Below are 17,444 nucleotides of genomic sequence, written 5' to 3'. Positions count from 1 at the left end.
TTTACTTCACTTAAAGCTTTTGGCGGCATCGACAGAGTAGGTCACATTCTTCGACTCGTGGCTGTTCACCGCATAATTTGGGAAGCTTTATTAAGCGCGCTACGGAACGTCAATCCTGTATGGCAGACCTTATTGTCAAAGCGGCTGTGAAAGAAGCGCTCGACGACAAAAACGTTGCCTCGGACTTCTACGACGCACTCGACGTTGAAGTCGAGGAACTCCTCGAGGACGCTGCACGACGCGCAGAAGAGAACGACCGAAAGACGGTCCAGCCGCGCGACCTGTAAAAACGGAACTCCCTTCATTTATTTTTTCGCCGTCCAGCGACAGCGTTCGACGCACCAGCGGTCGTCTCGGCGGGTCTGACGACCCCCCAACGGCGTTTTCCAGCTTTCTCGGGCGCGTTCCGACGCTCTTCGTTACACTCGTCTCACGTCTACACCGTCGTCGTTCCCGGCGTGTATCTCGTCGGCCATCCCGACGAACAGTCCGTGTTCCACCACGCCCGGAATCGCCGAGAAGTCGGCCGCGAGGTCCCCGGGCGAGTCGATTTCTCCGAACTCACAGTCGAGGACGAGGTTTCCGTTGTCGGTCACGACCGGCCCGTCCTTTCGCTCCGCGTCGCGCAACGTCGGGTTCCCGCCGAGACGGCGAACGTCGTCGGCCACCGTCGTCCGCGCGGCGGGTAGCACCTCGACCGGAACCGGATGGTGCAGCCGTTCTGCCGCTTTGCTCGGGTCCACGACGACGAGAAACCGGTCCGCCGCTCCGTCCACGATTTTCTCCCGAGCGTGCGCCGCTCCGCCGCCCTTGATGAGGTCGCCCCCGGCGAACTGGTCCGCGCCGTCGATGGCCACGTCGATTCTCGACACGGTATCGAGGTCGGTGAGTGGAATCCCCTCCTGCTGTGCCAGTTGCCGCGATTGGAACGACGTCGGCACCCCGCGTACGTCGAGGCCCGAATCGACCATCCGACCGAGTGCTCGAATCGCGTGAGCCGTCGTACTCCCCGTTCCAAGTCCGACTACCATGCCGTCTTCGACCGCCTCCGCCGCGCTTTCGCCCGCGTTTCGCTTCGCCTCGTCGCTTCCACCCGTCGTTTTCATGTTCGTGGAAATCGGTGCGGCCCGGAAAAAGGTTGCTAGCGCGTCCGCGAAACTTCCCCCGATAAATAAACTGGACGTTCGAACCGACAGCTACAGGCCCGCTTCCTCGTTACGTCCATTCGGATGTGGTTCCCCACATTCGGGAGGATGGGGTTCGGTTCCTCTTGTAGCCTTTCGCCCGATTCAATCCTCGAACGGGAGGGTTCCGGGCTCCTCGACGACTACCCACCAGTGGTAGTCGGCTTTGGGATGTCGCCGCTCCACGTGTTCTCGCAACTCCTCGCCCTGTTCGAAGTCGCGCCCACAGAGGTTGCACCGGTGATGTCGTTTTCGAGCCATGGGGCTAGAACGCCGTTGAACCGCTAAAACTCGTCGTCCGTTCGCGCGTCGGTAACCGTCGTTTTCTGCACCGCCCATAGCACTATTTCGCTCGCTGTCGTAGCCCCGGCCATGACACGCGAACAACTGGTACACGCGGCGGAGGAACTGAAACAGGCCAGCGCCGATACCACCGGCGAGGTCAAAGAACGTCTCGAATCGCAGGCTGACTCCCTCCACTCGCTCGCCGAGGCCGACCACGGCCCGGACCACGGCCGACTCGACCGCATCATGCACGCCCTCTCGGAACTCGAAAGCGACGTGGACGAAGAAACCGCGAAACGTATCGACAGCGCCTACGACCACGTGAAGGCCCACCGCGAAACCGTCAGCGGCGTTTAAAACTCTCTCGCTCAGCAGACCGGTTTCGGATTGACGCCCATCGACTCCAGCGAGTCGGTGTACTCCTCGTAGGCGGCGGTAATCGCGCCCTCGGCGGCCTCTTTTGCTGTCTCCCAGTCCTCGTCCGAGTCACAACGCTCGCCGAGGAGCGCGAGCGTGTCGTCCAACTGGTCGCCGAGGTCGCCTTTCAGGTCGCGGAACAACTGAGCCGTCATCGGGTCGGCCTGTCCCGTGAAAAAGCCCGTCATCTGCTTTTTCGATTTCTCGCTCGCCAGCGTCCGCCCGACAAATCCGCCGAGGCGCGCGGTGGTGTCGTCCAGTCCGCGGAGGTACTCGTGGAGCGCGGGCACGTCTCCGACGTCGTGGTCGTCCACCTTCCCGGACACACGCTCGTAGTGGTCGTTCTCTACGTCCGCGATACCCGCGAACAGTTCGCTCGCGTCGGTGTCGTCCTCGTCGTCTGCCCACCCTTCGAACGTTCGGGCGGCCGCGTGTTCGGAGTCGGCGGCGGCGCGGAACACTTCGTCGGCGTCCATCTCTCCGTTCGTCGCGGCGTACAGCGACTTCGAGGAGCCGAGGCGCGAGAGGGCGGTTTCGTTTTCCTTGCGGACGACTTCGAGAAATTCCTCCGAGTTCATGCGCCACGGTACGAAGCCGTTCGGCTTGTAATCACCGACGTCGGAAACGCTTGGTCTACCGCATGTCGTCCAACTCGACGAAAACATCCGCGTCCGCGGTTATCCAGCTCGCCATGCGTTCGAGGCGGGTGGCTTCCGTCGGGTAAATTGTACACCGGTTCGGTTTGCCGTCGTACTCGACCACGACGGAGGACAACTCGAAGGACTGCGGGGCGGCGACGTTCTGTTCCGGTTCGGACGGCTTGTCGACGGTATGGAAATGTCCGGTCATGGTGTCCTCGTGGGGGCGTCCCGACGACGCCGTACTATTGAGATTCGCCCCGCTCTCAATAATCCCTGCTAGTTGTTCTCCATAGCCCTCGATAGCGGTCGGTATCTATCGATCGTGTGGGTTATCGGCCGTCTGTGCTATTGACCGTCTGGGTTATCGGTGTCTGGGCTATCGGCCGCTTGGGATGTTACTGCCATGGGGTGTATCGGCTCGAAGAAAAACGGGTCGGTCGTTTCGGTCGTTGTGGTCAGTTTCCGGTTTCGATGGGCGCGTCCACGAGGTTGCCCCACTCGGTCCACGACCCGTCGTAGTTGGCGACGTTGTCGTAACCGAGCAGTTCCGAGAGTGCGAACCACGCGATGGACGAGCGCTCACCGATACGGCAGTAGGCAACGACCTGCTGGTCGTTGGTGACGCCTTCACTCTCGTACAGGTCGCGGAGTTCTTCGGCGGACTTGAACGTCCCGTCGTCGTTCACGGTGGCCGCCCACGAGATGTTCGATGCACCGGGGACGTGGCCACCGCGCTGGGCCGTCTCCTGCAGTCCCGGGGGCGCGAGGATTTCGCCGCTGAACTCCTCGGGCGACCGAACGTCCACGAGGGGGACGCCGCGGTCGATGGCTTTCTCCACGTCGTCGCGGTACGCGCGGATTCCCTCGAAGGGACCGCGGGCGTCGTAGTCGACTTCGGGGTACGACGGTACCTCGTCCGTCGTCGGGAAGCCGTTTTCGAGCCAGTAGTCGCGCCCGCCGTCGAGGAGGCGCACGTCGCGGTGGCCGTAGTACGTGAACTGCCAGTAGGCGTAGGCGGCGAACCAGTTGGAGTTGTCGCCGTACAGGACGACCGTGGTGTCCTCGGCGATTCCGTGTCCGCCGAGCAGGTCCTCGAAGTCGTCCTTTTCGAGGATGTCGCGCGTGGTCTGGTCCTGCAGTTGCGTTTCCCAGTTGATTCCGATTGCACCCGGCGCGTGGGCGGCGTCGTAGGCTTCGGTGTCGACGTCGACCTCTACGAGTCGATAGTTCGGTTCGTCACTTTGGAACTCGTCGAGGTGGTCTTCCACCCACTCGGCGCTGACGAGAACGTCCTTGGCGTAGTCGCTGTCGCTCATGCGTCCCCTTCTTCCCGTGCTCCGGTTATATTCTTGTTACTGCCGGAAGGTTCCGCCTTCTGTCGAGCTTCCCGGCAAAAATCTCCGCAAGTTCGGAGCGGATTCCCGACTACCCGGTCCCCGGTGGGTGGTGAACCGGACGCGACGACCAACTATCGGCAATATCAGCCGGTATCTGCAGTCAGAAGCCGGATTCGACGGTACCCGGAGGGCTAAGACGCTGGACTCGGTACCGAGGACCGATGCACGAGAACGTCGTCGTCTCGGCGGAATGGCTCGCCGACCGACTTGACGAGGTACGAGTCGTTGACGTCCGCGACGCGTGGGAGTACGACGGAATCGGCCACCTCCCCGGCGCGGTCAACATCCCGTTCGACGCCTTCCGCTCGTCCGACGCGGACGACGCCGGAATGCTCCCCGGTGTCGAGGCGTGGGAGGACCTCCTCGGAAGCGCCGGTATCGACGAAGACGACACCATCGTCGCCTACGACGACATGCACGGCGTGTTCGCGGCGCGGTTCCTCGTCACCGCCGAACTGTACGGTCACGACCGACTCCACCTGCTCGACGGCGACTTCAGTTCGTGGCAACGCGACCACGAGACGACGACCAACGCGCCGTCGCCCGACCCCGTTTCCTACTCGGCCCGTGACTCCGAGGGCACCACGCTCGTCGGACGCGAGGCGGTCGAAGCCGCCATCGACGACCTTGACGCCGTGCTGGTGGACACCCGCGACCCGGCGGAGTTCGCCGACGGTCACCTCCCGGGTGCCGTCAACGTGGACTGGCTCGACCTCGTTGACGACGAGAGCCGCGGTCTGAAATCCCCCGACGAACTTCGTGAAATCCTCGAATCCAACGGTGTCATCCCCGAAAAACGCGTCATCCTCTACTGCAACACCGCCCGGCGGATTAGCCACACCTACGTCGTCCTCTCTTCGCTCGGCTACGACGACCTCGGATTTTACGAGGGGAGTCTCACCGACTGGACCGCGGCCGACGGCGAACTCGAACGCGAGTGAGAGCGGTCCAAGTGGGAACGCGATGGCGCTTCCCCGTTCTCTTTTTCGCTCGTTTTGTCTATTTGCCAGTCAGAAAACGGTCCGCGACGAACGAAGCCCGGTTCAGTTTCCACCGCGGTAACGGGCATGGAATCCCCCGTAACCGCCAATACCGAACGGTATCGTGTACGCCCTCGTGGTGAGCCGTGATTGCCCGTCTGACCCTAACGACGATAGTTTTCCATTGGTCACTGAAACAGTCGCGGCCATTTATCTTCGGTTCCGGCCTATAGCCTGTCGCCCCGGGAGGGGGGAAAAGGGATGACTGTGAGAGAACAACAAGACGCAGAAAACGTCGAATCAGAAGAACGTCGCTCGTTTATGAAGAAAGGTGCGCTCGCAACGGGCGCACTCGCGTTGGGCTTAGGTAGCGCCGGGAGCGCCTCGGCGCAGGGCCGAAACGTGCTGGTGTACACCTACGACTACCACCCGCAAGTGGAGTTCCGGGTCGTCAACTCGTTGGAGCAAGCCACTACGGTTCGCCTGCTCCAGCGCCCTGGCGGCGGCAACGTGCCGGAGATCAGCCAGCCGGACGACTACGACGGCTACATCATCCGCTACCTGCTCGGTGGCGGTGGCGGTGACGGTCGAGGTCAGATCACCACGTTCGTCTTCGGCCGCAACCTCTCGCTGAGTCAGGGTGACACGCGTCAGTTCAGCGGTGACGCGTCGATCTTCAGCAGCACGCTCAACCTGCTCAGCACCAGCCTCCGAAGCAGCTAATCGATTCGACGTCGCATTGGGGGGTAACAACGACGCGGTTCCGTACCCATTTTTTGGCCGTCCGTCGGAGCCGACGGTACTGTTACGGACAACACGACAGATTTCGATACCTCGGAGCACACATGAGAGACGAATTCGATACCGAGCCGCCGTCGACGGACCGCTCAGCCGATTTCAGTGCCCTCGTTCGACCGTCCGCCCAGCCATCCGGGAGCGTGCTGGTGTTCACCCGCGATTTCTATCCGAACGTCCCGTTCCGAATCGTCTCCCAACTGCCCGCGTTCATCACGGTGTCCATCCTCGACGAACCGCCCGACGATGTGCAGGTAATCTCGCAACCGGACGAGTACAACGGCTACGTCATCACCTACGAGTTCTACGAGACGCCCGTCTTCGTCTTTCTGTTCTCCCGTCGCTACCTTCCGACGGGAGGCCGATTTCGATTCGCGGACGACGCCACGTACTTCAGCGCCAATTTGGACCTCCTCGAAGTGTCCGTGACGAGGGTAGAGTGAGAGGACACTTCTTGGCGTACTTCGGAACGCGATGGTTGAGGGGCCGTATCGGATTTCATATAGCACCATTTGATTCATCCGCGGGTTTCACCCGCGTTCCCTGTCCGGATGGATGATGCGCTCTTCCCGACATCACGTCCGTTAAGTACCACCGACTACAACCACCGAGTAATGAAACGACGAACCTTCCTTACGGCGAGCGCGACGGGACTCGCCGGACTCGCTGGCTGCCTCGGGAACTCCGACGATGCTGGTTCCGGCGGTGCGGGTTCGACCGGCGACCCGACCGCGACGACCACGGCACAGACCGAACTGAGCGGCACGCTGAACGTCGCAACGTACAGCGCGCTCGTGGACGCACCCAGTTCGTCGCCCGGCGCGTGGTTGAAAAAGGAGTTCGAGAAGGAGTACCCGAAAGCCACCCTCCAGTGGCAGACCCCGGAAAACGAGGTCAACTACTTCATCCAGCGGAAGGCACAGGGCGTCGGCATCGACGCGGACGTGTACGTCGGCCTAAACGTGGACCAACTCATCACCATCGACGACAAACTCGGCGGGAAACAGCTGTTCACCCCCATCGCCGACTCCCTCTCTAACTACGGCCACGTCAAAGAGGGATTGACGTTCGACCCGAAAAACCGGGCCGTCCCGTACGACACGGGCTACGTCAGCCTCGTCTACGACGAGACGAAGGTCGACGGCCCCGGAACGTTCGACGCGCTCACGAAACCGAAGTTCGAGGGGACGCTGTTGACCGAGAACGCCCAGCAAGCCGCGACCGGGCGGGCCTTCCTCCTCTGGACGATTCACCAGATGGGCGAGGATAACTACCTCGACTACTGGAAGCGACTCTCGAACAACGACGTGCAGATTCTCGGCTCGTGGGACGCGGCCTACACCGCCTTCTCGAACGGCGAACGACCCATCGTGGTCTCTTACTCCACCGACCAGGTGTACGCCCACCGCGACGGTGCGAACCTGAAGAAACACCAAATCGGCTTCCTAAACGGACAGGGCTACGCCAACCCCGAGGGGATGGCGAAGTTCGCTGACACGGACAACTCGAAACTCGCCGACGCCTTCCTCGACTTCATGCTCTCGAAGAAAGCCCAGTCGAAGATTCCGACGCTCAACGTCTCGTTCCCGGCGACCGACTGGGCCGAACCGGGCGCGGAGTTCGAGAAGTACGCCAAAGCCCCGGAAAAACCCGTCACCTACTCCTACGACCAACTAAAGGGCAACGTGGAAGGATGGGTTGATGAGTGGGCGCGCCAGATTGCGAGCAAGTAGATGAACCCCGGGCGCTGGCTCGAACGACACACACTCTCCCTCCTCGGCATCGTCACCAGCGCCGTGCTCGTCGTCTTGTTCTACTACCCCGTCGCCATCGTCTTCGCTGACGCGGGGGGACTCGACGCCTTTCTCGACGTGCTGACCGACCGATTCTACCTCTTCGACATCTTCGGCTTCACGGCGTATCAGGCCCTCCTCTCCACGCTCGCCAGCGTCGCCCTCGGTCTCCCAGGCGCGTACATCCTCGCGCGCTACGAGTTTCCGGGCCGTCGCACCATTCGTTCGCTGACCATCCTCCCGTTCGTCATGCCGTCCATCCTCGTCGCCATCGGATTCGTGGCGATGTTCGGGCAGAACGGCCTGTTCAACGACGTGGTTGGCGTTATCGGCCTCGGCCCGTACTCGCTGCTGTACAATCTCCCCGCCATCGTCGCGGCCCACGCCTTCTACAACGCGCCGCTCGTCGCTCGCGTGACGAACGCGGCGTGGGAGAGCGTGGACGCCCGCGAGGTCGAAACCGCGCGAAGCCTCGGTGCCGGACGGTTTCGCGCCTTCCGAGACGTGCTCGTCCCCCAACTGCTCCCCGCGATTCTCACCGGCGCGCTCCTCACGTTCATCTTCACGTTCATGTCGTTCCCCATCGTTCTCGCGCTGGGCGGATTCCAGTACCAGACCGTCGAGGTCTGGGTGTACGCGCTCGTCCAGCGCCTCGATTACTCCGAGGCGGCGGTCCTCGCCGTCCTCGAAACCACTCTCTCGCTCGCGCTGACCTACGGCTACCTCCGGTACGAGGCCCGCCAGAGCGCCGTCTCTCGGGCCAGTAGACCCCTCCCGCGGAAACGCCTCTTTTCGGGCGACGGCGGTCTCGCCGAGACCCTCGAACGGGCGGGCGTCGCGGTGTACCTGTTCGTCGTCCTCGTCCTCTTTCTCGGCCCGCTCGTGAGCACCGTCCTCGAAAGTTTCACCGGGCCGTCCGGGTTCACCCTGCGATACTACGAGTTCCTCGTGACGCGGCAGGTGTCCGGCGCGTCGTTCCAGACGAAACCCGGCGTCGCGGTCCAGAACTCCTTGCTTTTCGGCGTCGGAACGCTCCTCGTCGCGCTCCCGATGGGCGTCGTCATCGCCGTCCTGACGCGGGCACGGAAGAGCCGCATCGTGGAAGCCGTGGCGATGGCCCCCCTCGCCGTGAGCGGCGTCATGGTCGGATTGGGCATGCTCCGCGGCCTCGTCTTCGGGATTCCCATCGCCGGAACGCGGATACGGGTCGGCGGCGCGGTGGCGATCGTCGCGGCCCACGCCGTCGCGGCCTATCCCTTCGTCACGCGCAACGTCTCGCCCATGCTCGCCGGAATCGACCGGCGAACCGTCGAATCGGCGCGGGCGCTCGGCGCGACCCGCGTCCGCACGCTGGTCGATATCGAACTGCCGCTCGTGGCGGTCGGTCTCGCCGCCGGAGCAGCCTTCGCGTTCGCCATCAGCATCGGCGAGTTCGACTCGACAGTTATTCTTGCTACGGGGAGTAGCAGTTACACGATGCCGGTCGCAGTCGAACGCTTCCTCGGCAAGCAGACCCTCGGGCCAGCCACGGCCATGGGCACCGTCCTGCTCGTCGTCACCGCCGTCAGTTTCGTCATCATCGACCGCCTCGGCGGGAGGTGGGAAGGTGGTTGAACTCCGCCTCTCCGGCGTCCGCAAGGAGTACGACGGCGTGACCGCCCTGAACGACGTGTCGCTTCGCGTCGCCGACGGCGAGTTCTTCACCCTCGTCGGCCCGTCCGGATGCGGCAAGACGACGACGCTTCGTGCCATCGCTGGCTTCGAGGACCTCACCGCCGGAACGGTTCGGTTCGGCGACCGCGAGATGGCTGGCGTGCCGCCCGAAGAGCGCGGCGTCGGTTTGGTGTTCCAGAACTACGCCCTGTTTCCGCACATGACCGTCGCGGAAAACGTCGGCTACGGCCTCCGCTTCCGCGACCCGCCGGGTGCGATGACGGACGAGGAGCGCGTCCTCGACCTGCTCGAACTGGTCGACTTGGACGGGTTCGAGGGCCGCGACCCGGACGAGCTATCCGGCGGCCAGCAACAGCGCGTCGCCCTCGCCCGCGCACTCGCTCCCGGTCCCGACCTGCTCCTGCTGGACGAACCGATGAGCGCGCTGGACGCCCGCCTCCGCGACGACCTCCGCACGCAAGTCTCCCGCATCCAATCCGACCTCGGAATCACGACGGTGTACGTCACGCACGACCAAGAGGAGGCGCTCGCCATCAGCGACCGCGTGGCCGTGATGAACGACGGGCGAATCGAGCAGGTCGGCCGCCCCGAGGACGTGTACCGCCGTCCGGAATCCCGCTTCGTCGCGGAGTTCGTCGGCGAGAACAACCTCTTCTCGGGCGAGACCCGCGCACACGAAACGAGGGGGTCGCTGGTCGCCGTCCGCGGCCACGAGTTCCTCGTCCCCGGTTCGACCGCCGACTCGGTGACGTTCTGCGTTCGCCCCGAGGCGCTCCGTCTGGGCGGCGGCGAGAACGCCTTTTCGGCGACCGTCGAAACCGTCGAGTTCCTCGGCGAGGCGTTCCGCGTCCACCTCGATTGGGACGGGAAACCGATCACGCTTCGCGTGCCCGAGGCTCCGGACGACGAGGGCGTTCGCGTCGGCTTCGACCCCGACGACGTGCACGTCATCGACGGCGGGACGGCGGACATCGTAGAGCAGCGATAGCCACACGACGGTCGTCCCGTACGAGGATTGTCCCCGGTTTTCGAGCGTCCCGTCGCCGTCGAGGTCCCATTCGTAGGACACGACCTGGCCGTCCGGGTCGGTCGAGTTCGCGGCGTTATCGACTCGTCGTTTCGGTGGTATCGGTGGTGAACGTGCCGTCGGTGGTGTCGCTCGTAAACGTCCCATCGGTCGTATCGGTCGTGAATCTGCCATCCGTCGTAAACGTCCCGTCGGTCGTCTCCGTGGTGAACGTCCCACCGGTTGTTTCCGTGTCGAAGGTCCCTTCTGTCGTCTCCGTCCCGGTCGTTCCAGTGGTGAACGTCCCGCCGCCACCGCCGAACCGCCCCGACCTATCGATGTCCCCGCGCATGCTGTCGGGATGGTACCGGCAGCGGTACCGCCGAATCCGATCTGTCGGCTCGAACGTCAACGTCCGCGTTTCCCCTCGTTTCGACGACGAGTCCGTTCGGTAGATTACTTGGCCGAAATCGCCGTTTTTCTGGCCGAGTATCTGGAACTCGTGTCGCTTTCCGTCGAGGTTGATCCAGATGACTTTGTATCGCTCGGTCGGAATGAACCCCAGCGTCGGGTTGCGCCGTCCTTCGATGACCTTCGGTGCCAATCCGAGCCAGTGACCGACCCGTGCCCCGAGGATGATGGTTCGACGGGACTCCTGTCCCCCGTTGCCATCCGACTGGTTCGTCGTGCTCGTCGTATTCGACGTCCCGTTCGTGGTCGTCGTTCCCGAATCGGTGGTGTCCTGTGCGGTCGTCAGTCGTCCGAGAACGCCGAGTCCCGTCAGCGCACCCGCCGTTTTCAGGAGCGTCCGGCGTTGTGATTTGGGTGTCCCTGTCATATGTCTCTCCGAACGAGGGACACCGCCTCGACGCAAAAAGCGCGCACACCGTTCGAACCTACAACTCGAACTTATCTCCTCGAAACGGTCGTTATTCTCCTCAATTCCTGTCCCAGAACCGCTCCAAGCCGAACGAGAGCATGTCCGGACTGACCGGCTGGAACTCCTCGCGCTCCGTTTCCGGGAAGAACTCCCGAACGCTGTCCCACGACTCGCGGGCGTAGCGGCTGTCCACCAGCACGCGAATCCCCCGTTCGTCCGATCCGCGGATGACTCTGCCGAGCGCCTGTCGCGCCTTCCTGACCGCCGGGACGGTCAGCGCGTAGGTGAAGCCGTCGCCGAACTTCCGCTCGTAGGCGGTTCGCACCGCACGCGTCCGCGGACTGGCGGTGTTGATGATGGGAACCCCGCAGACGACTGCCGCGCGGAGTCGGTCCCCGCGATAATCGACCCCCTCCGTCAGCGTTCCGCGAAGGCTCGTCACGAGCACCTTCGACTCGCCGCCGAAGAACTCGTCCTTCAAATCCTCCGTCGCCTCGTCCGCGCTGCTCTCGTCCAACAGCACCGGTTTGTCCACGACGCCCCGAAGGTGCTCTGCGGCCCACGTCGCCTCCGCGTAGTTCGGCATGCCGACGAGGACGTTGCCCGGCGAGCGCGCCACGTCCCGAATCGCGTCCGCGTACACCTGCCGTTCCGGGGTTTCCTCGCCCGGTGCGCCCCGGTTGTCGTAGGTGAACTTCGGGGCGTCCACCGCGAAGCTCTCGCGGTTCGACTCGGGGAAGTTCAGGCCGAAGGTCCGCTCCACGACGGGCCTACCGTCGGCTTCGAGATGGCCGAGTCCGGACACCTCCTCGAAGATTTCGAGCGGTTCGAGCGTCGCGCTCATCAAAATCCCGCCGCCGAACTCCCCGAGTTGTTCGCCGATGGCACCGCTCGGCACGCAGTTCTGCATGGCGAGTTGCGCGTTGTACGCTCGTCGCCACGAATCGTCGGGTTCGCGGTCGTTCCACGTTCGTTCGAGGACGATTTCGCGGAAGTACTCCTCGTGGTCGTTGCGGTACCACTCGCCGAGCACGCGCCCGGCGGGGAGCGCGGCGCGCTCTCTGTCCTCGTCCTCCGCTTCGTTGAGGATTCGCGCCACAATCGCGCCGACCGCCTCCGCGCGAGCCCACGTCCCGCCGTCGTAGCCTGCGTCCGCCGCCCATTCGGAAATCTCGTCGGGTTGCGGGACGGTCGGGTCGCGGAGCGGTATCTCCTCGTCCGGCAGGTCGGTGAGATTCGTCTTCCACCCGCGGTGTTCGCGCTCCAGATGGGCCGTCACGCGCCGGTCGAGTTCGTCGCGTAAATCGCGGATAAAATCGCGGGTGTCCTCCAGTTCGCGGAGCGTGACGTTCGCGTCCTCCAGTTCCGTCCGAACCAACTCCGCGTCGGCGGTGGTGTGTTTCGCGTCCCGGTCATCGAATTTGACGGGTTGGATGACGCGCGTGAGTTCCGATTCGGCGTCGCGGAGCGTCGAATCGCCGACCGACTGGCTCACGAGGTCGCGGACGCGCGGTTCCAGCATGTGGGCTTCGTCACAGACGAGGAAGGTGGAGTCGTCCACCAGCGCGCCCGTGAACGTCGCCGTCGTCACCGGGTCGAAGGCGTGGTAGTAATTACCGACGACGACCTCCACATGGCCGAGGAGCGCCCCCATCATCGAGTGCGGGCAGGTGCCCCACTGGACCGAATTGGCGACGAGATCGGCGGGTTCGATGAGTCCCATGTCGTCGAAATCGAACGGAACGGCCTCTATCGGGTCGCCGTCCTCCGGCATGTCGTCCAAAAACTGCGCGTAGAACGGGCAGTACTCCACGTCGTTGTACTCGGGCATCTCGGGTGGGTACGGCGTCGGCTCGCCCGCCGTTTCGAGGAACGACGCGCCGCTTCTCCGTTTTCCTGAATCTGCCAACCCCGTCTGCTGGCTTCGGGCTTGGGACGCGAGGTTCTGGGCCGTCACCGCGCCGCCCTCGCCGGTCAGGTCCCGGGTGCGCTCCCGAAGTCCCTCACAGCGGTCGTACACCGTCTCATCGTCGATGTCCCCCGCGTTCTCGCGGCTGTAGGGGCAGACGTCCGCCTTCCCGACGAGCGTCATCGCGGAGATGGGTTTCCAATCGTCGGGGAGGTTCGCGTTGATGGTCTTCAGGTCGGTTTCGAACTGGCGGAGTTGCTGTTTGACGCTCGTGAGGACGAACACGCGTTCGTACTGACTGTCCGGGTCACGTACGAGGTCGAGACCGGCCGTCAGCGCCAGCATAGTCTTGCCAGTCCCGCAGGCACCTTCGATGACGGTGAAGCCGTCGTCGCGGGCGGTTTCGATGGCCGTCTCGATACCGTCCCGCTGCTCGTCGTAGGGCGCGTCGTGTCCGAATATCGTCCGCCAGTCCGGCATCATTCTGTTTCTGTTTCCCCCCTGCTTAGGGCTGTTGACCTGAGGTGGTCCCGTCTCGGTATTTAAACCTAAGCACGCGGCGGAAGTGATAGGGGAAAAAGGGACGAATTGGTGTGCATAGGTAGCGACGCGACGACCTTAGCCGAGAAGTAGGCCGAGACCGATGACGGTGAGGATGACGCCCATCACCCGCGTCCACAGTACTTTCCATTCCGCCGGTTCGACTTCCGATGAGCGTCGTTTGCTTCCGATGGCGTCCATCTGTTCCTGAAATCGCGCAAATCCGTACGGTTTTGCGGCCTGTGCGATACCGAGGAGGGCGATAAAGAGTCCAAGTGGATTTCCCATACGTCCTCCCGGTTCGCGTTCTCGGGTAAATTCTTTGTGGAGAATTGATGTTTTTCCCCTCGATCTCCCGCTCCCGGCGCGACTGGCGAAGGACGGAGCGTTTACCCGCCGCGAACGAGTACGCCACGGTATGACCGAGTTCGAGACCACGGAGACCGACTGGCGCGAGGAACTGCTCTCCACCCGGGCAGAGAAAGACGACTTCTTCGGGAGTCACCCGCAGTCACCGATTCCGCCGGGGGAACGAGACGATTTCGACGGCCTGTCGTACTTCGACCCGGATGCCGACTATCGCGTGACGGCGACGGTCGAGCGACACGACGACCCCGAACCCCTCGACCTCGAAACGACCGCCGGGCCGTCACAGCGCTACCTGCGGACCATGACGCTCCACCTCGACGTGGACGGCGAGGAGGCCTCGCTCGCGGTGTACCAGCAGGAGGGGCAGGACTCGCTGTTCGTTCCGTTTCGAGACAAGACGACGGGGCAACAGAGCTACGAGAACGGGCGCTATCTCGAACTGTACCCCGACCGCGAACCGGCCGACGGAGACGAGATCGTCGTGGACTTCAACCTCGCGTACTCCCCCTTCTGTGCCTACAGCGAGACGTTCTCGTGTCCGCTCCCGCCCGAGGAGAACTGGTTGGACCTGCTGATTCCCGCGGGCGAAAAGACGTGGGACGACCACTGAGCGTAGCACGACGACCTGAGAACCGACGTTCTCCACCGGAAATGAGGGGGGTCGCCGAACCGCGTTTTCCGATTCACAAAACGAATCTGTTCACACGCAATCGAACAGTGTTGTTTGAGCATATTGTTGTGAAATCGGTGAACAAATCTTTGCCATCGACGAATTTGGGTCTGATTTTGGAAAGCATATTTATGCGCTCACCGAGAAGGTTCAGTTGCCGACGAGGTAATCGTCGGCTGACAGCATGCCAAACTGTGACCACTGTGGCGCGCACGTCTCGGAACGATTTGCGCGCGTCTTCGCTGACGAATCCGGTTACATCCGCGCTTGCCCTGCTTGCTCGGCGAACGCAGGTATCGCCGAGGTGGCACGAGAGCGTGCGCAAAAAGTATAGCCCGCTGTGGCTGAACGGGGGCGGAACCGACAGGACAAAGACGAACCACGCGAAGCCTGTCAGGTGTGACCGACCACTGGGTTTACGTCGTCGAATGCAGTGACGGCACTTTTTACACCGGCTACACGACCGACGTCGACCGCCGGGTGGCGGAACACGACGCCGGAAACGGGGCGAAATACACCCGCGGCAGGACGCCCGTTACGTTGCGCCACACCGAGCGATTCGAGTCGAAATCCGCCGCGATGTCCCGCGAATACGAGATAAAACAGCTGCGCCGCGCGGAAAAGGAACGTCTTATCGACTGAGAGGTCTTATCGACTGAGAGTTTTTCGAAACCGGTTTCAGTCGTCCGCCGCCGCTTCCCCCGCCTCCGTCTCGTCGGCTTCCGCCGAGGTGACGTCGGGCGTGATGAAGGCGTATTTCGCGGCCTGTTCGCCGAGTTTTCGCGTTCGCTCTTCCAAATCCTCGTCCTTGAACTCGCCGTTCTCGAACTGGTCGTAGGCCTTCCGAATCCCGACTTGGTGTGGGAGCACCCACCCGTGGACGCCGCGAACGGTGATTCGCATGTGGTCCAGCGTGCTGCCGTAGGAGCCACCACCGGCCACCGCGAGCAGACCGACGGTGGTATCCTCGAACTCGTCGAAGCTACAGTAGTCGTGGACGTTGCGGAAGGCGGAAGTGTACGACCCGTGGTACACCGGACTGCCGAGCACGACGGAATCCGCTTCTCGAATCTTCCGCGTTATCTCCTCCGCATCCTCCGGCATCTCCTCGTCGGGGTCGAATATCGGGAGGTCGTACTCCCGAACGTCGATGAGTTCCGTCTCGGCCCCTGCTTCCGCGGCGGCGTCGAGGACGTGTTTCAGGGCTGTCCGCGTGTGACTTCCGTCGCGCATGCTGCCGCATACCGCGACGACTGTCGGTTTGGGTTGCATTATTCACCTCGTTGGTGCCGCGAACGTTTAACGGGCTTGTTCCGTCCTGGCCGTCGTTGGTATCGTTTGAACTGTCCCGTATTCCAGTAGCACGTCGATGCGGATACCGCTCGTCTTCGTCTCATGAGCGGGAATTCACGTCGAGTTCACAAAACGGTTCCCGAAAGCGCGCTTTGGTTGGGTGTTCTATACTTCTCTGGGACCACGCCACACGGTGGTTTTTTCGACCCCGGCGGTGACGAACGATGTATGGATACGCCGATTTCGTTCGGAACCGACGGCTGGCGGGCGACGCTCGACGAGTTCACGTCGCCACGAGTGCAAATCGTAGGCCAAGCGGTCGCCGACTACCTCCGCGAAGTCGAGGACCGTGCGGGCGAGACGGTCGCCGTGAGCTACGACGCACGCGAAACGTCGCGCGGATTCGCGGAGGACCTCTGTCGCGTCCTCGCCGCGAACGGGTTCGACGTGCTCATCCCCGAGCGGGACACCCCGACGCCGATTCTCGCGTGGACGCTCGTGGACCGCGACCTCGCGGGCGGACTGATGATAACCGCCTCGCACAACCCGCCGGAGTACAACGGCGTGAAGTTCATCCCGTCCGACGGCGCGCCCGCCCTCCCCGAAGTGACCGACGAGATAATGGCCCGACTCGCCGAACCCGACCCGTTGCCGGAGTCCGAACACGGCCGGGTCAGCGAGGAGGACTTGGTTGCCCCGTACGCCGACCACGCCTTCGACCTCGTGGACGCCGACTTCGAGGATCTCTCGGTCGTCTACGACGCCATGCACGGGAGCGGCCGCGGCGTCACCGACGAACTCCTCGAAGAAGCGGGTGCGAGCGTCGAATGCCTCCGCTGTGAACGGGACCCGGAATTCGGCGGGTCGTCGCCGGAACCGAGCGAGGAGAATCTTCAAGAACTCGTCGCAGCGGTCGAGGACGGCGACGCCGACCTCGGAATAGCGAACGACGGCGACGCCGACCGCATCGCCGTCGTCACGCCCGAACGCGGCTTCTTGGACGAGAACCTCTTTTTCGCCGCGCTGTACGAGTACCTCCTCGAAGCCGACTCGGGGTCGGCGATTCGCACAGTCTCGACCACGTTCCTCATCGACCGCATCGCCGAGAAACACGGCGAGGAGGTCCACGAGACGCCGGTCGGGTTCAAGTGGGTCGCACAGGCCATCGCGGACCACGACGCGCTCGTCGGCGGCGAGGAGAGCGGCGGGTTCACGATTCGCGGCCACATCCGCGAGAAGGACGGCGTGCTCATGGCGCTCCTCGCCGCGGCAATCGCGGCCGAACGCCCCTTCGACGACCGCGTGGACGACCTGCTCGCCGAGTTCGGCGAGATACACCAGAACAAAATCAGCCTCGACTGTCCGGACGACGAAAAGGAGCGCGTCCTCGCCGACCTCGAAGCCGAACTCCCCGACGAGGTTGCGGGTCACGACGTGGCCGACGTGGTGACGAAGGACGGCTTCAAAATCCTCCTCGACGACGGGTCGTGGCTCCTCGTCCGCCCGAGTGGAACGGAACCTGCGATGCGAATTTACGCCGAGGGAGAGAGCGACGACCGCGTTCGTGACCTCCTCGACGCCGGGACGGAACTGGTCGAACCGCTGATTTAG

Annotated in this window: 21 protein-coding genes; 12 read left to right on the top strand and 9 right to left on the bottom strand. The window is 63.3% G+C overall.

Going from position 1 to position 17,444, the window contains the following annotated elements:
- The first annotated feature begins 119 nt into the window (after positions 1–119).
- Positions 120–287 (top strand): DUF1931 family protein, encoded by a 168-nt coding sequence (locus tag B208_RS0110155; protein WP_018128851.1) that lies wholly within the window; start codon positions 120–122, stop codon positions 285–287.
- A gap of 132 nt (positions 288–419) precedes the next feature.
- On the opposite strand, the gene rpiA is transcribed toward B208_RS0110155, so the two are convergent.
- Positions 420–1,106, bottom strand: a complete 687-nt coding sequence (gene rpiA, locus B208_RS0110150; RefSeq protein WP_007976217.1) for a ribose-5-phosphate isomerase RpiA — start codon at positions 1,104–1,106, stop codon at positions 420–422.
- Positions 1,107–1,289: 183 nt separating this feature from the next.
- Positions 1,290–1,445 carry a hypothetical protein gene (locus B208_RS24305; protein ID WP_007976219.1) on the bottom strand — a complete coding sequence of 52 codons (156 nt, stop codon included), beginning with the start codon at positions 1,443–1,445 and terminating at the stop codon, positions 1,290–1,292.
- Positions 1,446–1,556: 111 nt separating this feature from the next.
- Here B208_RS24305 and B208_RS0110140 point away from each other — a divergent pair, with 111 nt between their 5' ends.
- Positions 1,557–1,826 (top strand): DUF7553 family protein, encoded by a 270-nt coding sequence (locus B208_RS0110140; RefSeq protein ID WP_007976221.1) that lies wholly within the window; start codon positions 1,557–1,559, stop codon positions 1,824–1,826.
- An 11-nt stretch (positions 1,827–1,837) separates the two neighbouring features.
- Here B208_RS0110140 and B208_RS0110135 read toward each other — a convergent pair whose 3' ends face one another.
- From B208_RS0110135 to B208_RS0110125, 3 genes are all read right to left on the bottom strand, one after another.
- Positions 1,838–2,464: a hypothetical protein gene (locus tag B208_RS0110135; RefSeq protein WP_007976223.1), complete on the bottom strand. Its 627-nt coding sequence runs from the start codon at positions 2,462–2,464 to the stop codon at positions 1,838–1,840.
- 55 nt (positions 2,465–2,519) lie between these two features.
- On the bottom strand, positions 2,520–2,735 hold the full coding sequence (locus B208_RS0110130) for a DUF7511 domain-containing protein (protein WP_007976225.1): 216 nt from the start codon (positions 2,733–2,735) through the stop codon (positions 2,520–2,522).
- Positions 2,736–2,982: 247 nt separating this feature from the next.
- A complete protein-coding gene (locus B208_RS0110125) occupies positions 2,983–3,843 on the bottom strand; it encodes a sulfurtransferase (RefSeq protein WP_007976226.1) in 861 nt (286 codons plus the stop codon).
- Between the two features lie 242 nt (positions 3,844–4,085).
- On the opposite strand from B208_RS0110125, the gene B208_RS0110120 reads away from it, so the two are divergent.
- The 6 genes from B208_RS0110120 to B208_RS0110095 all read left to right on the top strand — a co-directional run bounded on the left by B208_RS0110120 (position 4,086) and on the right by B208_RS0110095 (position 10,154).
- Complete coding sequence (locus B208_RS0110120; RefSeq protein ID WP_007976228.1) at positions 4,086–4,865, top strand: sulfurtransferase; 780 nt, start codon at positions 4,086–4,088, stop codon at positions 4,863–4,865.
- A 300-nt stretch (positions 4,866–5,165) separates the two neighbouring features.
- Positions 5,166–5,627, top strand: a complete 462-nt coding sequence (locus B208_RS0110115; RefSeq protein ID WP_232423770.1) for a twin-arginine translocation signal domain-containing protein — start codon at positions 5,166–5,168, stop codon at positions 5,625–5,627.
- Positions 5,628–5,749: 122 nt separating this feature from the next.
- Positions 5,750–6,142, top strand: a complete 393-nt coding sequence (locus B208_RS0110110) for a hypothetical protein (RefSeq protein ID WP_007976231.1) — start codon at positions 5,750–5,752, stop codon at positions 6,140–6,142.
- A gap of 171 nt (positions 6,143–6,313) precedes the next feature.
- Positions 6,314–7,432 (top strand): thiamine ABC transporter substrate-binding protein, encoded by a 1,119-nt coding sequence (locus B208_RS0110105; RefSeq protein WP_007976233.1) that lies wholly within the window; start codon positions 6,314–6,316, stop codon positions 7,430–7,432.
- Positions 7,433–9,106, top strand: coding sequence for an ABC transporter permease (locus B208_RS0110100; RefSeq protein WP_007976235.1), 1,674 nt, complete (start codon positions 7,433–7,435; stop codon positions 9,104–9,106).
- On the top strand, positions 9,099–10,154 hold the full coding sequence (locus B208_RS0110095; RefSeq protein WP_007976237.1) for an ABC transporter ATP-binding protein: 1,056 nt from the start codon (positions 9,099–9,101) through the stop codon (positions 10,152–10,154). Before B208_RS0110100 ends, B208_RS0110095 begins: the two co-directional genes overlap by 8 nt.
- A 115-nt stretch (positions 10,155–10,269) precedes the next feature.
- Here the strand turns inward: B208_RS0110095 and B208_RS0110090 are convergent, their stop codons facing one another.
- The 3 genes from B208_RS0110090 to B208_RS0110080 all read right to left on the bottom strand — a co-directional run bounded on the left by B208_RS0110090 (position 10,270) and on the right by B208_RS0110080 (position 13,789).
- Complete coding sequence (locus B208_RS0110090; protein WP_007976238.1) at positions 10,270–11,010, bottom strand: hypothetical protein; 741 nt, start codon at positions 11,008–11,010, stop codon at positions 10,270–10,272.
- A 100-nt stretch (positions 11,011–11,110) separates the two neighbouring features.
- Positions 11,111–13,444, bottom strand: coding sequence for an ATP-dependent DNA helicase (locus B208_RS0110085; protein WP_007976239.1), 2,334 nt, complete (start codon positions 13,442–13,444; stop codon positions 11,111–11,113).
- Positions 13,445–13,579: 135 nt separating this feature from the next.
- Positions 13,580–13,789: a hypothetical protein gene (locus tag B208_RS0110080; protein ID WP_007976240.1), complete on the bottom strand. Its 210-nt coding sequence runs from the start codon at positions 13,787–13,789 to the stop codon at positions 13,580–13,582.
- A gap of 130 nt (positions 13,790–13,919) precedes the next feature.
- Here B208_RS0110080 and B208_RS0110075 point away from each other — a divergent pair, with 130 nt between their 5' ends.
- From B208_RS0110075 to B208_RS0110070, 3 genes are all read left to right on the top strand, one after another.
- Entirely contained in the window at positions 13,920–14,480 is a 561-nt protein-coding gene (locus B208_RS0110075) for a DUF1684 domain-containing protein (RefSeq protein WP_007976241.1), read from the top strand.
- A 244-nt stretch (positions 14,481–14,724) separates the two neighbouring features.
- Positions 14,725–14,874 (top strand): DUF7563 family protein, encoded by a 150-nt coding sequence (locus B208_RS25190; protein ID WP_423743696.1) that lies wholly within the window; start codon positions 14,725–14,727, stop codon positions 14,872–14,874.
- 65 nt (positions 14,875–14,939) lie between these two features.
- Positions 14,940–15,182 (top strand): GIY-YIG nuclease family protein, encoded by a 243-nt coding sequence (locus B208_RS0110070; RefSeq protein WP_007976242.1) that lies wholly within the window; start codon positions 14,940–14,942, stop codon positions 15,180–15,182.
- A 36-nt stretch (positions 15,183–15,218) separates the two neighbouring features.
- Here B208_RS0110070 and B208_RS0110065 read toward each other — a convergent pair whose 3' ends face one another.
- Positions 15,219–15,812, bottom strand: a complete 594-nt coding sequence (locus B208_RS0110065; RefSeq protein WP_026177802.1) for an NADPH-dependent FMN reductase — start codon at positions 15,810–15,812, stop codon at positions 15,219–15,221.
- A gap of 249 nt (positions 15,813–16,061) precedes the next feature.
- Here B208_RS0110065 and B208_RS0110060 point away from each other — a divergent pair, with 249 nt between their 5' ends.
- Complete coding sequence (locus B208_RS0110060; protein ID WP_007976244.1) at positions 16,062–17,444, top strand: phosphoglucomutase/phosphomannomutase family protein; 1,383 nt, start codon at positions 16,062–16,064, stop codon at positions 17,442–17,444.

Source organism: Haladaptatus paucihalophilus DX253 (assembly GCF_000376445.1).
Classification (GTDB): Archaea; Halobacteriota; Halobacteria; order Halobacteriales; family Haladaptataceae; genus Haladaptatus; species Haladaptatus paucihalophilus.
The sequence above is the reverse complement of the archived record's forward strand: the minus strand, read 5'-3'. Positions and strand labels throughout refer to the sequence as shown.

Coding starts and splice junctions, on each gene's coding strand:
- B208_RS0110155 (WP_018128851.1), top strand. CDS start 120: ATGGCAGACCTTATTGTCAAAGCGGCTGTGAAAGAAGCGCTCGACGAC.
- rpiA (WP_007976217.1), bottom strand. CDS start 1,106: ATGAAAACGACGGGTGGAAGCGACGAGGCGAAGCGAAACGCGGGCGAA.
- B208_RS24305 (WP_007976219.1), bottom strand. CDS start 1,445: ATGGCTCGAAAACGACATCACCGGTGCAACCTCTGTGGGCGCGACTTC.
- B208_RS0110140 (WP_007976221.1), top strand. CDS start 1,557: ATGACACGCGAACAACTGGTACACGCGGCGGAGGAACTGAAACAGGCC.
- B208_RS0110135 (WP_007976223.1), bottom strand. CDS start 2,464: ATGAACTCGGAGGAATTTCTCGAAGTCGTCCGCAAGGAAAACGAAACC.
- B208_RS0110130 (WP_007976225.1), bottom strand. CDS start 2,735: ATGACCGGACATTTCCATACCGTCGACAAGCCGTCCGAACCGGAACAG.
- B208_RS0110125 (WP_007976226.1), bottom strand. CDS start 3,843: ATGAGCGACAGCGACTACGCCAAGGACGTTCTCGTCAGCGCCGAGTGG.
- B208_RS0110120 (WP_007976228.1), top strand. CDS start 4,086: ATGCACGAGAACGTCGTCGTCTCGGCGGAATGGCTCGCCGACCGACTT.
- B208_RS0110115 (WP_232423770.1), top strand. CDS start 5,166: ATGACTGTGAGAGAACAACAAGACGCAGAAAACGTCGAATCAGAAGAA.
- B208_RS0110110 (WP_007976231.1), top strand. CDS start 5,750: ATGAGAGACGAATTCGATACCGAGCCGCCGTCGACGGACCGCTCAGCC.
- B208_RS0110105 (WP_007976233.1), top strand. CDS start 6,314: ATGAAACGACGAACCTTCCTTACGGCGAGCGCGACGGGACTCGCCGGA.
- B208_RS0110100 (WP_007976235.1), top strand. CDS start 7,433: ATGAACCCCGGGCGCTGGCTCGAACGACACACACTCTCCCTCCTCGGC.
- B208_RS0110090 (WP_007976238.1), bottom strand. CDS start 11,010: ATGACAGGGACACCCAAATCACAACGCCGGACGCTCCTGAAAACGGCG.
- B208_RS0110085 (WP_007976239.1), bottom strand. CDS start 13,444: ATGATGCCGGACTGGCGGACGATATTCGGACACGACGCGCCCTACGAC.
- B208_RS0110080 (WP_007976240.1), bottom strand. CDS start 13,789: ATGGGAAATCCACTTGGACTCTTTATCGCCCTCCTCGGTATCGCACAG.
- B208_RS0110075 (WP_007976241.1), top strand. CDS start 13,920: ATGACCGAGTTCGAGACCACGGAGACCGACTGGCGCGAGGAACTGCTC.
- B208_RS25190 (WP_423743696.1), top strand. CDS start 14,725: ATGCCAAACTGTGACCACTGTGGCGCGCACGTCTCGGAACGATTTGCG.
- B208_RS0110065 (WP_026177802.1), bottom strand. CDS start 15,812: ATGCAACCCAAACCGACAGTCGTCGCGGTATGCGGCAGCATGCGCGAC.
- B208_RS0110060 (WP_007976244.1), top strand. CDS start 16,062: ATGGATACGCCGATTTCGTTCGGAACCGACGGCTGGCGGGCGACGCTC.